Source organism: Inquilinus sp. CA228, assembly GCF_052078665.1.
Lineage (GTDB): Bacteria > Pseudomonadota > Alphaproteobacteria > DSM-16000 > Inquilinaceae > Inquilinus.
The window spans coordinates 1-14,682 of record NZ_JBQJIK010000127.1; the positions used below are offsets into that span (position 1 = coordinate 1).

Below are 14,682 nucleotides of genomic sequence, written 5' to 3' on the forward strand. Positions count from 1 at the left end.
CGGCGCGGTGGCGGTGCGATTCCAGCGCCACCAGCCGCAGCAGGTCCTCGGCCGGATAGGTCAGGTAGGCACCCTCGGTCGGCGCCATCCCGTCCGGCACCAGCCACAGCCGGGCCAGCCCCATGACATGGTCGATGCGGATGCCGCCGGCGTGGCGCAGCGTCGCCCGCAGCGTGTCCAGGAACGGGGCGAAGCCGGTCTCGACCATCGCCCGCGGCGAGATCGCCGCCAGCGTCCAGTTCTGGCCGTCGGCGTTGAAGGCGTCGGGCGGCGACCCGATGCTGGCGCCGCCCAGCACGTCCGACGGGCGGCTCCAGGCATGGCTGCCGGTGGCGTCCATGCCGACCGCCAGATCGGCGATCAGGCCGATGCGCAGCCCGGCCGACCGGGCCTCGGCCTGGGCGGCGGCGAAGGCGCGGTCGGCCAGCCATTGCAGGAACAGGTGGAAGCGGATCTCGCGGTCCTGCGCCGCCGCGAACGCCGCCACCGTAGCGCCAGCGGGATCACGCAGCGCCGCCGGCCAGCGCCGCCAGTCGCGGTCGGCCGGGTCGGCGGCCAGCCGGGCGGCCTGCAGCGCCTCGAACCGGGCATGGTCCTGCAGCAGCGCTCCGCCGGCCCGGACGAAGCCGGCGAAATCCTCCGCCAGGCCGCCGCCAGCCTCGGCTGCGGCGTCGAAGCCGTCGAACAGGGCCCGGAACAGCGCCAGCTTGGCTTGCGCCGCCTCCGGCCAGTCGATCAGCACCGCGGCCTCGCATCGCCGCATCGCCTCGGCCACGCCCGCCGTCCGGATCGCGGCGGCGACCCGGCCCTGGCCGAACAGCGCGGCGGGATCGGCCTGCAGCGGGTTCAGGAACAGCCGGCTGGAGGGGGAATAGGGGCCGAAGCGCTCCGGCTCGGCCGTGAACAGGGCATGGGTCGGGCTCAGCGCCAGGGCGTCGGCGCCGGCGCGGCCGGCCGCCCGGGCCAGCTCGGCGATGCCGCGGCTGTCGCCGATGCCGCCGTCGCCGGGACGGCGCAGCCCGTAGATTTGCGCGGCCAGGCCCCACATCCGGCCGCCGCGGGCGACCTCATCCAGGCTGAAGCAGCGCGGCGGCGCCACCGCCAGGGTGATCTCGCGGTCGTGCAGTTGCAGCCGGTGATAGCCGGGCCGGTCGATCGGCGGCACCCAGCAGCGCCCGTCATCGCCCGGATGCACGGTGATCTCGGCTCTCTCGCCGGACTCCAGGACCAGCACGGCGGCGCCGGTGCCGGCCTCCGACGGCAGCGGGATCGCCTGACGGACCATGCCGGTGACCAATGGCGGCACGGAAGCGGCCGGCTCGTCGGCGCCGATCAGCGCCAGCAGCCGCTCCAGCGTCTCCGGCGCGACGCTGCGGGCCTGGCCGGTGACATCGGTCCAGTCGGGCGCGATGCCGGCCCGGCGGGCCCGGTCACGCAGGGCATCGTCGGCGAGATCCAATGCAAACCCTTCCCATCGGTCGCGCCGGAAACGGCACGCCGCGATCATAAGGGGCATGGCAGGCGGCAGGAAGGCGCCCGCGCCGACCGGTCGAAGACGTTGCCGCGGGATGCAATCCCCGATGGTGAGGGGATTGTTGTCCTATATCCGGCGCCCGACACTTCCGGGGCCGGTGCGCCGCCAGCGGGGCGGGCCCGGCCTGATCTCGGGGGAAAAACAATGAAACGAAGCGCATGGCTGCTGGCGGCCGTCCTGGCCGCCAGTCCTGTCGTCGCGGCCGCCCAGACCTGCCGCGGCGACACGGCGAAGCCGATCCCGGTCACCGGCCTGGCCGGCAGCCTGCAGAATCCATGCCCGTCGCCGGACGGAACGGCGCTGGCCTTCACCAACTTCAAGCGGCGCTACAACCTCGGCGGGGCGGTGGTGTGGACCGTGCCGGCGGCCGGCGGCGCCCCGACCCGGGCGCTCAGCCCGCGCAGCGGGGCGCAGAGCGTCAACCTGCCCGGCCAATGCTGGAGCGCGGCGGGCAACGTCGTCTATTCCTCGGATGTGGTGGACCGTGACGAGATCTACATCGTCCCGGCCGCCGCCGGCGCGGCGAAGCGCCTGACCGACCGGCCGGGCTTCCTGGCCTGGGAGCCGTCGATTTCGCCGGTCCTGGCCGACCGCAGCCAGTGGATCGTGTTCGAATCGCACCGGGAAGCGGATCCCGAGGGGCCTGCCGAGCTGTGGAAGATGCGGGTCGACGGCAGCGGGCTGGTGCGGCTGACCCAGGGCGCCGACGACCGGCAGCCGCAATGGTCGCCGCGCGGCGACAGGATCGCCTTCCAGCGCCAGATCAAGCCCGATCAGTGGGATGTGATGACGATCGACCCGGCCGGCGGCAGCCTGTTCAACGTCACCCGGGCGCCGGCGCGGTCGAACACCGACCCGTCCTGGTCGCCGAGCGGTGCCTGGCTGGTCTATTCGGGCGGCGGGCCGGGGCTGGACAACGCCAACCTGTTCGTGATCCCGGCGCTGGGTGGCACGCCCGTTCGGCTGACGGTCAATTGTGGCTATGACGGCGCGCCCGGCTGGTCGGCCGACGGCCGCAGCATCGTCTTCGAATCGGCGCCCTATGACCCGGACAGCCGGGGCAGCACCACGCTGTGGCGGATCGCGGCCCCGGCCGGCATGCGGTAGCCGGCGGCAGGTCTCGACGGGCGGCCGTGGCTGAGCCCGGCCGCCCGGATACCGGAAATCAGGCCAGGGTCAGCGAGCGCGGCATCGCCACGCTGCGGGTGCGGCGGCGCTCCACCACCACGGCGCTGCCGGTGTTCGACCGGATGGTCGAGGTCATGCGCAGGGTCGACTTCTTGGCCATTTCCGCCGCCTGGGCGTCGGCCGCGGCGCGGACCTCGTCCAGCGACAGGCCGCTCAGCTCGGCGGCGACGTGCAGCCGCTCCTCGTAGTCGGCGGTCAGGCCCTCGGCGGCGTACAGCGCGTCGTCGACCGTCGGCAGCTCGCGCTTGGTGACATAGCGGACATTCTTGACGGCAGGCATTGGATCGCTCCCGTAAACCTTCACCTGTTGGTCCGGATCATTCGATCACGGCCTTGTGTCGGAAGGCCGGTCAAATGCCCGTAAAATGTGGTCCAAAGAGGGCGGGACCGAGCCGCCCGTTGGGCGACGCCGTGCCTCTCAGCACCTTGATGAGAATAATCATACTATATTGCAGTGCAACATAGATCTGCAGGAAATGCTGCGGTGCAATGCAGCGGACGAAGGGCTCGCTTCGCTCCGTCGAAGTTTGTCGACAAATTAAATACAATCGGTATTCTAGGTCGGCCGCGAGCGGATCGGCGGCGGAAACACAAGGGATGCAGGGCGATGGCGGGGCAGCGCTGGACCGGAGTCTACACGGCGATCACCACCAAGATGGATGCGCGGCAGGAGGTCGACCTGGCCGCGGTGCGCGCGGATGTCGCGTTCCAGATCGAGAGCGGGATCGACGGCATCATCTGCTGCGGCTCGATCGGCGAGGCCAGCACACTCACCGCCGACGAGAAGATGGCGATCGCCGGCGCGGTCAAGCAGGCGGCGGGCGGCCGCCCGGTGCTGCTGACCGTGGCCGAGGACTCGACCCGGGCCGCGGCGGCGCTGGCGGAACGGGCCGCGGCCGCCGGGATGGACGGGCTGATGCTGCTGCCGGCGATGCGCTACGTCTCCGACCGGCGCGAGACCATCCAGCACTTCCGCACCGTGGCGCGGGCCACCGGCCTGCCGATCATGGTCTACAACAACCCGGTCGCCTATGCGGTCGACGTCACGCCGGAGATGTTCGCCGAGATGGCGGACGAGAAGAACTTCGTCGCGATCAAGGAATCCTCGGGCGATGTCCGCCGCATCACCGACATCCTGAACACGGTCGGTACCCGCTACGACATCTTCACCGGCGTCGACGACCTGGCGCTGGAAAGCCTGATGCTGGGCGCCGTCGGCTGGGTCGCCGGCCTGGTCTGCGCCTTCCCGCGCGAGACCGTGGCGATCCACAAGCTGGTCGCGGCCGGGCGGATCCCCGAGGCGCTCGAGATCTATCGCTGGTTCATGCCGCTGCTGCACCTCGACGTGTCGCTGCGCTTCGTCCAGAACGTGAAGCTGGCCGAGGCGATCGTGCGCGGCACCTCGACCGTGGTGCGCCAGCCGCGGCTGGAGCTGCAGGGAGCGGAGCGCGACCGGGTCGAGACCATCGTCCGCACCGCCCTGGCCAAGCGGCCCGACCTGGCGAAATACGGGCTGTGAGTATCTGAGGCCGTTCGAGAATGCGCTGGCGTGAGTCGGCTGGCGGTGGTTTCGAGAACCGGCGCGCAGCGGACGTTAAAGTCCGTGAGCACCGGAAGCGGAGAAACCGCCGTCAGACGGCCACGCCAGTAGCATTGTCGGACGGCTTCAGTTCGGCTCGCCTTCCAGCACCAATACATCCTCCCGGCCGAAGGTGACGGTGACCGGCTGGCCGCGCTCGGGCGGGGCCAGGCTGGGGCTGTTGAAGGTGTCGAGCGAGACCGCGTTCTCCTGGAAGCGGACGCGGACCCGCACCACCGCGCCGAGGAAGTTCACATCCTCGATCGTGCCCTGCATGCGGTTGCGGTCGGCGCCGCGGTCCTCGGTCGACCCGGCCAGGGCGATCGCCTCCGGCCGCAGCGCCACCGAGCGGACCTCGCCGTCCTTGGCGTCGGCGACGCCGCGGGCGGCGACGATGTCCTGCCCGTCGATGCGGATCCGCCCGCCGGTGGCGTCGACCACCTGGGCGCGCAGAATGTTCAGCGTGCCGACGAAGGAGGCGACGAAGCGGGTGCGAGGATAGTTGTAGACCTCGAACGGCGTGCCGACCTGCTCGGCATAGCCCTCGTTCATCACCACGATCCGGTCCGACATCGACAGGGCTTCTTCCTGATCGTGCGTGACGAAGATGGTGGTGATGCCCAGGTCGCGCTGCAGCGCCTTGATCTCGCCGCGCAGCGACACCCGGATCTTGGCGTCCAGGGCCGACAGCGGCTCGTCCAGCAGCAGCACCTTCGGCTTGTTGGCCAGCGCCCGGGCCAGGGCGACGCGCTGCTGCTGCCCGCCGGACAGCTGGTAGGGGTAGCGGTCGGCGAGGTGCGGCAGCTTGATCAGCTCCAGCATCTCCTTGACCCGCTGGGCGATCTCGGCGGCCGGCTTCTTCGCCACCTTCAGGCCGAAGGCGACATTGTCCGCCACCGTCATGTTCGGGAACAGCGCATAGGCCTGGAACACCATGCCGACATTGCGCTGGTTGGGCCGGAGGCGGGTGACGTCGCGGCCGTCGACGCGGATCGACCCGCCGGTCGGGATCTCGAACCCCGCCACCATGCGCAAGGTCGTGGTCTTGCCGCAGCCCGAGGGGCCGAGGAAGGAGATGAACTCGCCGCGCTTCACCGCCAGGTCGAAATTATGGACCACGGTGTTCTGGCCGTAGCTCTTGCGCAGGGCGCTGATCTCGAGGAAGTCGGTCGCCGTGTCCATCAATTCACCTGCTTGCGGCGCGATTGCGGTGGAATGGTTCATCGTGTGGCCGCCGAGGAGCCGCGGCGGCCGCGGCCGAAGACCTGCAGCAGCCCCATGCAGGCCCAGGTGACGACGAAGGCGATGATCGCCAGCGCCGCCGGCTCGTAGGCGCGGTTGGCGCCGACCAGCTGCAGATAGGGGCCGAAGGCCGGCCGGTTCAGCAGGCTGGCGAAGGTGAACTCGCCGATGACGATGGCGAAGGTCAGGAAGGCGCCGCTCAGCACCGCCGAGCGGACATTCGGCAGGATCACCCGGAACAGGATCCGGGCCCGGCCGGCGCCCAGGCACTCCGCCGCCTCGGTCAGGGTGCGGACGTCGATCGACTGCAGCCCGGTGTCGACCGCGCGGTACATGTAGGGCAGCGCCAGGGTGACATAGCCGAAGGTCAGCAGCAGGTCGGTGCCGCGCTCGCTGCCCAGGAGCGGCAGGATCGAGGAGGTGTTGAACAGCTGGATGTAGCCGAACACCAGCACGATCGCCGGGATCACAAGAGGCAGGAGAGTGATGAACTCGATCACCGGCCGCAGCCGCGGCAGGCGCAGCCGCACCCAATAGGCGGTCGGCACCACCAGCAGCACCCCGACCACGATGGTCGCCAGCGCCAGCACGCAGGAATACAGGAAGCTGGCCTGGAAGCCCGGGTCGGCCAGCACGATGCGATAGGCGTCGAGGCTGTACTCGCCGCGCCGCATGCGCAGCGAGAACTCCAGCGTGCCGAGCAGCGGCACGATGAAGTACAGCGCGCCGACGATCAGTGCGATCCAGGCGCCGATGCGGTTCTGCTTCATCGCAACCACCGGTCGCTGCGGGCGCGCAGGATCATGTAGAGGCCGTTGGACAGGCCGGTGATCAGGATCATGCCGAGCGCCAGGGCGTAGCCGAGATTGGGGTTGTGCAGCACGTCGCCGCGGATCTGGGCGTAGAGCAGGATCGGCACGATGTTCAGCGAACTGCCGGTCAGCGCATAGGCGGTGGCGATGGCGCCGAAGGCGTTGGCGAACAGCAGCAGCGTGGTGCCGACGATGCTGGGCCACAGGATCGGCAGCGCCACCATGCGCCAGTATTGCGAGGTCGAGGCGCCGAGGATGGAAGAGGCCTCGCGCCACTCCTTCTTCAGCCCGTCCAGCGCCGGCGCAAGGATCAGCACCATCAGCGGGATCTGGAAGTACAGATAGGTCAGCGTCAGGCCCCAGAAGCTGAGCAGGTTGAAGCCGGTCTGGTACAGCCGGAAGCCGAGCACGGGGCTGAGGAAGGTGTCGAACAGGATCGTCACCAGGCCGAGCCGCCCGAGGGTGGAGATGAAGGCGAAGGCCAGCGGCACGCCGGCGAAGTTCGAGGCGACGCCGCAGAAGGTCATCAGCGTCGGCCGGATCCAGCCCGGCAGCCCGCCCATCACCACGGCATAGGCCAGGAAGAAGCCGATCAGCGCGCCGAGCAGGGCGGAGGCGAGGCTGACCCGGATCGAGATCCAGTAGGCGTCGACGATCGACTGCTGGAACAGGTTGGCGACGTTGTCGAAGGTGAACGACCCGTCCGGCGTCTGGAAGCTGCCGACCAGCAGATAGACGGTCGGCAGGATCAGGAACAGAAGGGCGAACAGGAAGAACGGCGCCACCCCGAGCCAGGCCCAGGAGAGCTTGCCGGGCTTGGCCGGCGCGGCGAGGGGGGCTGCGATCGTGGCCTGGGTCATCGGCGCCTGCTGACGGAAACCTGCCGCGGGGTGGGGCGAGAACGCGAGAGGCCGCGCCATCCCCCGGCCCCAGGGTAGGGCAGGGGACGGCGCGGCCTCAAGCGGCTTACTGGACGTTGGCGCCGACCACGGAGTCCCACTGCTTGGTGATGATCTCCTTGGCCTTGTTCTGGTCGTCGAGGCTCGGGAAGGTCGCCGCGGCATAGGACGCGGCCGGCGGCAGGGCCTTCAGCAGATCCTCGGGGATCTTCTTGGTGTCGGCCAGATTCTGGAATCGGATCGGATGGCAGTAGCCCTTCAGGTAGCCGATCTGGCCCTCATCCGAATACAGGTGCTCCATCCACAGCTTGGCGGCGTTCGGATGCGGCGCGAAAGCGCTGATCGCCTGGACATAGACGCCGGCGACGACGCCGGTCTTCGGCACCACCACCTCGATCTCCGGGTTGCCCTTCAGCGTGTCGCGGTCGCCGAGCGCGTTGTAGTCCCAGCGGATCACGATCGGGGTGGCGCCCTGGGCCACCGAGGCGGCCTTGCCGATGGTCGGCACAAAGTTGCCGGCCTTGTTCAGGTCGCCGAAGAACTTCAGCCCGGCCTCGGCGGCCTTGGCGGCGTCCTTCTCGGTCGACAAGCCGGCGGCCAGGACGGCCAGGATCGCCTGGTTCGAGGTGCGCGGGTCGCCGGCCAGGGCGACGGAGTTGGCGTAGTCGGAGGCCAGCAGATCCTTCCAGTCGGCCGGGATCTTGGTGACGATGTCCTTGTTCACCTCGAAGGACAGCACGCCGTAATAGTCGCCGTACCAGTAGCCCTCCGGGTCCTTGGCGCTGTCCGGGATCGAGTCCCAGGTCGACACCTTGTAGGGGGCGAGCAGGCCCTCGGCCTTGCCCGACGGGCCGAAGGACAGGCCGACATCGATGACGTCCGGAGCTTGGGGGCCTTTGTTGCCTTTGTTCGCCTTGATCGCCTCGATCTCGTCGCCCGAGCCGGCGTCCGGGTTCAGCTCGTTGACCTTCAGGCCGTACTTGGCCTTGAAGCTGTCGATGATGCCGCCGTAGCCGCACCAGTCATGGGGCAAGGCGATGGTGGTCAGCTCGCCCTCCGCCTTGGCCGCGGCGATCAGTTCGGCCGACGGCTCGGCCCTCGCGGCGGAGGCGGCGAGCGCCAGGGCCGAAATCGACAGCACGGATGTCCACGACGCCTTCATGTCACAACCCCCGATGTTCATCTGCTTGTTTGGTGGATTTTAACAAAATCCCTAAATCCGGCGGGACTGTGTTGCGGTGCGCAATCCTTGTCAAGGTGAATACAGAGCGATAGCCCGACCATGACATGGTGGCTGCCACGTTATTGTAGTCAAGCTGTAATAATAACGTCATGAAACCATGACGCCGTCAACGACTCCCTGCACGGGCCTGTGTTCGGCCTTAGAGTAAGAGTGACTCAAGGGGAAGCGGGAATCTGTTCCGGCTGCGGCATGATCCGTCGCGCATCGGACGGAGCGGGTCGGGGCCGGGCTTTCGCGGGCGGGCGGCGCTGGCTATGGTGCGGCCTTCGAGTCACCAGAGTGAACGGGAACCGACCCATGGCAGGAAGCATCGAGGCGCGGCTGCAGGAGAAGGGGGTCACCCTTCCGAACGTCGCGGCGCCGGCGGCGAACTACGTGCCCTCCGTGATCTCGGGCAGCATGCTCTACATCTCCGGCCAGGTGCCGTTCGTCGACGGCAAGATCAGCCACACCGGCAAGCTCGGCGCCGAGTTCAAGGTCGAGGACGGCTATGCCTGCGCCCGGATCTGCGCCATCAACATCCTGGCGGCCGCCAAGGCGGCGCTGGGCGGCGACCTCGACCGCGTCGTCCGGGTGGTGAAGCTGGGCGGCTTCGTCAATTCGACGCCGGACTTCACCGACCAGCCGAAGGTGGTGAACGGCGCGTCGGACCTGATGGCCGAGGCCTTCGGCGATGCCGGCAAGCACGCCCGCGCCGCGGTCGGCGTCGCCCAGTTGCCGCTCGGCTGCGCCGTCGAGGTCGAGGCGATCTTCGAGATCCGGTAGGCGCCGCTTCCGGCGGGAGGGGCGATGGCCGAGCGGATCATCGAGAGCCTGGACAATCCGCGCGCCAAGCTGTGGACGGCGCTGCTGGAGAGCCGCGGGCTGCGCAAGCATCGCCGCTTCCTGCTGGCCGGGCGCAAGACGGTGCGCGAGGCGCTGGCGCAGCATCCCGACCGGTTCGAATCGCTGCTGCTGCCGCCCGGCGCCGAAGCCGACGACTTGGCGCTCCCGCCGGATCTGGAGCGCATCCGCCTCGGCCGAACCCTGTTCGACCGGCTCGACGTCTCCGGCACCGGCCTGCCGATCCTGGTCGGGGTGGTGCCGGAGATGGCCGCGATCGACCTGGCCCGGCCGCCCGAGGGGCTGGAGCTGGTCTGCGCCCTCGGCGACCCGAGCAATCTCGGCGCCCTGCTGCGCAGCGCCGCCGCCTTCGCCGTATCCCGCGTCATCCTGCTGGCCGATGCGGCGCATCCGTTCCACCCGAAATGCCTGCGCGCGGCGTCGAACGCGCAATTCGCGCTGGAGCTGCGCCGCGGCCCGGCCTGGGCCGGGCTGGCCCAGGCGGCGGGGCCGCTGCTGGCGCTGGACGGGCAGGGTGAGGACCTGTCGGGCTTCGCCTGGCCGCGCGACCTGCGCCTGGTGCTGGGCGAGGAGGGGCTGGGTTTGCCGCCGGGGCTGGCGCTGCGGCGGCTGGCGATCCCGACCACCGGCGCGGTCGAATCGCTCAACGCCACCATCGCCGCCAGCCTGGCGCTGTACGGGCATTATCTGGCGATGCGCTCGCGGAGGTAGGTTGGGTTCGCAACGCGAACCCAACATTGATTCCGGCGGCCCGATGTTGGGTTCGCAGCGCGAACCCAACCTACGAAGGAAGCCTCAGGCGACCGCCGCCGCCATCTCGTAGCGTACCGGCAGGCCATCGGCGCGGCCGATCATGCCGCGGGCGTTGGTCAGGGCGCCGGGCACCAGCTCGAGGCCGAGCAGGCGGTCGTAGTCGACCGGGCCGGGCAGCATCAGGCCGAGGGTCAGGTCGCGGCGGAAGCCGAAGCGGCGGTAATAGGGCTCGTCGCCGACCAGCACCACGCTGCGGTGGCCGAAGGCCGCCGCGCGCGACAGCCCGGCCCGCATCAGCCGCGAGCCGATGCCGCTCGACCGCAGCCCCTCGGCGACCGCGAGCGGGCCGAGCAGGATGGTCTCGCCGATGCCGTCGACATGGATCGGCCAGAAGCGCAGCGTGCCGACCAGCTCGCCGTCCTCGAGCGCCACCAGGCCGAGCTCGTTGTTCGGCCGCACCCCGTCGCGCAGCCGGTAGACGGTCTTGCCGAAGCGCCCCTCACCGAAGCAGTCGACGACAAGATCCTCGATGGCGGCCGCGTGGCGCGGCCGCTCCCGCATGATGTCCATGACCCGATCCCCAGCTTGCGAGGTTCAGATGTAATAGGCCTTGAGGGGGGCGAAGCCGTTGAAGGCGACCGCCGAGTACGTCGTCGTGTAGGCGCCGGTGCCGTGGATCAGCACCTTGTCGCCGATCGCGAGCGAAACCGGCATCGGATAGGCCGTCTTCTCGTACAGCACGTCGGCGCTGTCGCAGGTCGGGCCGGCCAGGATCGCCGGCTCGGCGGCATCGCCGTCATGCACCGTGGTGATCGGGTAGCGGATCGCCTCGTCCATGGTCTCGGCCAGGCCGCCGAACTTGCCGATGTCGAGATAGACCCAGCGGGTGTTGTCGTTCGCCGACTTGTTCGAGATCAGCACGACCTCGCTCTGGATCACGCCGGCATTGCCGACCATGCCGCGGCCCGGCTCGATGATGGTCTCGGGCAGGCGGTTGCCGAAATGCTGGCGCAGGCTGCTGTCGATGGCGCGGCCATAGGCCTCCGGCGTCGGCACCTCCTTGAGGTACTTCGTCGGGAAGCCGCCGCCGAGATTGACCATCTTCAGCTCGATGCCCTTGGCCGCCAGGTCGCGGAAGATCGACGCGGCCGATTCCAGCGCCTGGTCCCAGGCGTTGGTGTCGCGCTGCTGCGACCCGACATGGAACGACACGCCATAGGCGTCGAGGCCGAGGCCCGGCGCCATCGCCAGCAGCTCGCGCGCCATCGACGGCTCGCAGCCGAACTTGCGCGACAGCGGCCATTCGGCGCCTTCGCCCGAGGTCAGGATGCGGCAGAACACGCGGGCGCCCGGCGCGACCTCGGCGATCTTGCGCAGCTCCGCCTCGCTGTCGAAGGCGAACAGGCGCACGCCGAGCGCATAGGCGGTGGCGATGTCGACCCGCTTCTTGATGGTGTTGCCGAAGGAGACGCGGTCCGGGGTGGCGCCGGCGGCCAGCGCGTCGCGGATCTCGACCACGCTGGCGGTGTCGAAGCACGAGCCCAGCGCAGCCAGCAGCGACAGGATCTCCGGCGCCGGGTTGGCCTTGACCGCATAGAAGATGCGGCTGTCGGGCATGGCGGCGGCGAGCGCCCGGTAGTTGCCGGCCACGACGTCGAGGTCCAGCACGAGACACGGAGTCTCGGGACGTCGCTCTTCCAGGAAGGAGGCAATCTTGGTGTTCATGGAGGACAGACCCCTCACGGCAAGCCAGTTCAAACCAAACCGTTGCCTGAGGCGCCCCGCCTCTGCTCACCGGCGACGAAACCCGGCGGCACATGCGGATCCGGATCGCAGAGACGGGATCGCGGGGCGACGCCATGAGCGCCACCCGGAGACACCGTCCAGACAATCACGGAAGAGGAACCCTCTCCGCACCTGCAACCGAAAAACTTCTCTTCAACCCAGCCGGCCGAAGCCGGACAGACCGAGGAGACGCGTGACGTCGTTGCTGTGCCCACCTGGGTCGATGTTGGGTCAACCGGGTGGGCCGGGGCACGTGCGAATACGTTCCGAGGGGTGAAATACGGTCGGTGACCCCCCGATGCAAGTGAAATTTTATTGTTGGAAATTTTATCCCGTCACCGTGGCGCCACAGCTTCAGGCTATTCCTGAATTTCGCCGTATTCCGGCTTGATATTGCGGGATTCTCGCGAGATAAAGTTTACATTATGACGACCCGCTCTTCCGGCAAGCCTGCATTGCGTGCCACTGGTGGCCGCTCCCGGACGAGCACGTCCGCCGGCAAGTCCTCGCCCCGCCGACCCAAATCGACTGCCAGATCGACTCAAAAGCCGCGCAAGTCCCCGGCCCGCCGGCACTGGCTGTGGGGCGTGGCGAAATGGGGCGCGGTGCTGTCGATCTGGGGCGTGATCGCGCTCGGCGTCGTGGTCGCCTATTTCGCCTACGACCTGCCCGACATCCGCCAGGTGGCGATGCCGGAGCGGCGCACGGCGATCACCGTGGTCGCCGACGATGGCGGCCAGATCGCCCGCTACGGCGACATGACCGGCGACATGGTCCAGGCCTCGGCCCTGCCGAAGCACCTGACCGAGGCGGTGCTGGCGATCGAGGACCGCCGCTACTACCACCATTACGGCATCGACCCGATCGGCGTGGCCCGGGCGCTGTGGGTGAACTACCAGGCCGGCCGGGCGGTGCAGGGCGGCTCCACCATCACCCAGCAGGCCGCCAAGAACCTGTTCCTGACGCCGGAGCGCACGGTTCGCCGCAAGATCCAGGAGGCGATCCTGGCGGTGTGGCTGGAGATGAACTTCTCCAAGGACCAGATCCTCACCGCCTATCTCAACCGGGTCTATTTCGGCTCCGGCACCTACGGCATCGACGCCGCGTCCCGGGCCTATTTCGGCGTGCCGGCGACGGAGGTGAACCTCGAGCAGTCGGCGATGCTGGCCGGCCTGCTGAAGGCGCCGTCGCGCTACGCGCCGGACCGCAACCCCGAGGCGGCGCGGCAGCGCGCCGACGTGGTGCTGTCGGCCATGGTCGATGCCGGCTTCCTCAGCGACAAGGACCGCCAGGCCGCCGACGACCAGCCGCCGGTGCCGCCGCGCCGGCCGGGCGGCGGCTCGGGCAGCCGCTACTTCGCCGACTGGGTCGCCGACCAGGTGCCGGATTTCGTCAACACCGCCGCCCCGGCGCTGCGGGTCGAGACCACGCTGGTGCCGGCGCTGCAGCGCGCGGCGGAAGGCATCGTCGACGCGCGCATGGCGGAGGATGGCGGCAAGGTCGGCGCCAGCCAGGCGGCGCTGGTGGCGATGCGGCCGGATGGCGCCGTGGTCGCCATGGTCGGCGGCCGCGGCTACAGCCAGAGCCAGTTCAACCGCGCGGTGACGGCGCAGCGCCAGCCCGGCTCCTCCTTCAAGATGTTCGCCTATCTCTCGGCGGTGGAGCAGGGGCTGACGCCGGACAGCCTGGTGCTGGACGCGCCGATCACGATCAAGAATTGGTCGCCGGGCAACTACGACGGCAAGTTCCATGGCGAGGTGACGGCGCGCGAGGCGCTGGCCAAATCCTACAACACCGCCGCGGTGCGCATGCTGCAGCGCGGCGGCATCAGCCGGACGATCGAGCTGGCGCGCCGGCTCGGCATCAATTCGCCGCTGCGGCCGGAGCTGTCGCTGGCGCTGGGCACCAGCGAGGTCAACCTGCTGGAGCTGACCGCGGCCTATGCCGCCCTGGCCAACAGCGGTAACGGCGTCTGGCCCTATGGCGTCGAGCGCATCGGCCCGCCGGGCGAAGCCGCGCTCTACACCCGCTTCGGCGGCGGCCCGGGCGAGGCGGTGCTGCCCTGGCATGTCGAGGCGATCAACCGGATGCTGGGGGCCACCATGACCATCGGCACCGGCCGCAGCGCCCGGCTGGACGACCGGCCCTCGGCCGGCAAGAGCGGCACCAGCCAGGGCTATCGCGACGCCTGGTTCATCGGCTTCACCGCCGATTATGTGGTCGGAATCTGGGTCGGCAACGACGACGGCACGCCGATGGACAAGGTCACCGGCGGCAGCCTGCCGGCGAAGATCTGGCACGATTTCATGGTCGAGGCCGAGCGCGGCAAGCCGGCCAGGCCGCTGCTGGGCGTCGACGGTTCGCTGCCCGCCGCGGTGGCTACGGCGGGAGGGGCCGTCGCCCCCGGCCCGGCCGCGATCGCTCCGACCGTGACGCCTTCGGGCGCGCCGAAGGTGCTGGTGCCGCCCGCGGCGGTCACGGCCCCGACGGTGCAGCCGGCCAAGCAGGAGCTCGATCAGGGCGGCCTCGAAGGCCTGCTGGGCAGCCTGGGGAACGGCTGATCGGCTGCGGATCGGGAAGGCCTTGTCACCGATGGGAGCCAATTCCAATTCGGTGACAGTGCACTTAATCGGGCAAGTGCAGAATGGCAACAACGCGGTCATCGAGCTGCGAATTCGTGCACTGTCAGAGCGCCGGGAGACCGGCAAGGAGTAGGTGGTGGAAGTCCACTGCGATGAAGGAGTAGCGATCCGCATCGGCCCCGAGCCGTGCGTCGTTGCCCGTGAGGGCAGGGGCGAAGCGTC

Annotated in this window: 13 protein-coding genes; 5 read left to right on the top strand and 8 right to left on the bottom strand. The window is 69.4% G+C overall.

Features of this window, described 5'->3' with window-relative positions:
• A partial coding sequence (gene malQ / locus ACTOWL_RS36160; RefSeq protein ID WP_441326154.1) for a 4-alpha-glucanotransferase occupies positions 1-1,459 on the bottom strand: 1,459 nt, incomplete at its 3' end.
• Positions 1,460-1,678: 219 nt separating this feature from the next.
• On the opposite strand from malQ, the gene ACTOWL_RS36165 reads away from it, so the two are divergent.
• The gene (locus ACTOWL_RS36165; protein ID WP_441326155.1) at positions 1,679-2,641 is read left to right on the top strand and encodes a hypothetical protein; all 963 of its coding nucleotides are present in this window, start codon (positions 1,679-1,681) and stop codon (positions 2,639-2,641) included.
• Positions 2,642-2,699: 58 nt separating this feature from the next.
• Here ACTOWL_RS36165 and ACTOWL_RS36170 read toward each other — a convergent pair whose 3' ends face one another.
• Positions 2,700-3,002 (bottom strand): hypothetical protein, encoded by a 303-nt coding sequence (locus ACTOWL_RS36170; RefSeq protein WP_441326156.1) that lies wholly within the window; start codon positions 3,000-3,002, stop codon positions 2,700-2,702.
• A 327-nt stretch (positions 3,003-3,329) separates the two neighbouring features.
• On the opposite strand from ACTOWL_RS36170, the gene ACTOWL_RS36175 reads away from it, so the two are divergent.
• On the top strand, positions 3,330-4,241 hold the full coding sequence (locus ACTOWL_RS36175) for a dihydrodipicolinate synthase family protein (RefSeq protein WP_441326157.1): 912 nt from the start codon (positions 3,330-3,332) through the stop codon (positions 4,239-4,241).
• A 147-nt stretch (positions 4,242-4,388) separates the two neighbouring features.
• On the opposite strand, the gene ACTOWL_RS36180 is transcribed toward ACTOWL_RS36175, so the two are convergent.
• From ACTOWL_RS36180 to ACTOWL_RS36195, 4 genes are all read right to left on the bottom strand, one after another.
• Complete coding sequence (locus tag ACTOWL_RS36180) at positions 4,389-5,483, bottom strand: ABC transporter ATP-binding protein (protein ID WP_441326158.1); 1,095 nt, start codon at positions 5,481-5,483, stop codon at positions 4,389-4,391.
• 38 nt (positions 5,484-5,521) lie between these two features.
• Positions 5,522-6,313 (bottom strand): ABC transporter permease, encoded by a 792-nt coding sequence (locus tag ACTOWL_RS36185; protein ID WP_441326159.1) that lies wholly within the window; start codon positions 6,311-6,313, stop codon positions 5,522-5,524.
• A complete protein-coding gene (locus ACTOWL_RS36190) occupies positions 6,310-7,215 on the bottom strand; it encodes an ABC transporter permease (RefSeq protein ID WP_441326160.1) in 906 nt (301 codons plus the stop codon). Before ACTOWL_RS36190 ends, ACTOWL_RS36185 begins: the two co-directional genes overlap by 4 nt.
• A gap of 106 nt (positions 7,216-7,321) precedes the next feature.
• A complete protein-coding gene (locus ACTOWL_RS36195; protein ID WP_441326161.1) occupies positions 7,322-8,416 on the bottom strand; it encodes an ABC transporter substrate-binding protein in 1,095 nt (364 codons plus the stop codon).
• A 378-nt stretch (positions 8,417-8,794) separates the two neighbouring features.
• Between ACTOWL_RS36195 and ACTOWL_RS36200 the strand changes: the two genes are divergently transcribed.
• Positions 8,795-9,262 (top strand): RidA family protein, encoded by a 468-nt coding sequence (locus ACTOWL_RS36200; RefSeq protein WP_441326162.1) that lies wholly within the window; start codon positions 8,795-8,797, stop codon positions 9,260-9,262.
• Positions 9,263-9,286: 24 nt separating this feature from the next.
• Positions 9,287-10,051, top strand: coding sequence for a TrmH family RNA methyltransferase (locus tag ACTOWL_RS36205; protein WP_441326163.1), 765 nt, complete (start codon positions 9,287-9,289; stop codon positions 10,049-10,051).
• An 84-nt stretch (positions 10,052-10,135) separates the two neighbouring features.
• Here the strand turns inward: ACTOWL_RS36205 and ACTOWL_RS36210 are convergent, their stop codons facing one another.
• Both ACTOWL_RS36210 and ACTOWL_RS36215 read right to left on the bottom strand, forming a co-directional pair.
• On the bottom strand, positions 10,136-10,663 hold the full coding sequence (locus ACTOWL_RS36210) for a GNAT family N-acetyltransferase (RefSeq protein ID WP_441326164.1): 528 nt from the start codon (positions 10,661-10,663) through the stop codon (positions 10,136-10,138).
• Positions 10,664-10,687: 24 nt separating this feature from the next.
• Positions 10,688-11,818 (bottom strand): type III PLP-dependent enzyme, encoded by a 1,131-nt coding sequence (locus tag ACTOWL_RS36215; RefSeq protein WP_441326165.1) that lies wholly within the window; start codon positions 11,816-11,818, stop codon positions 10,688-10,690.
• Positions 11,819-12,465: 647 nt separating this feature from the next.
• Between ACTOWL_RS36215 and ACTOWL_RS36220 the strand changes: the two genes are divergently transcribed.
• The gene (locus ACTOWL_RS36220) at positions 12,466-14,439 is read left to right on the top strand and encodes a transglycosylase domain-containing protein (protein WP_441326166.1); all 1,974 of its coding nucleotides are present in this window, start codon (positions 12,466-12,468) and stop codon (positions 14,437-14,439) included.
• Positions 14,440-14,682: the final 243 nt, after the last annotated feature.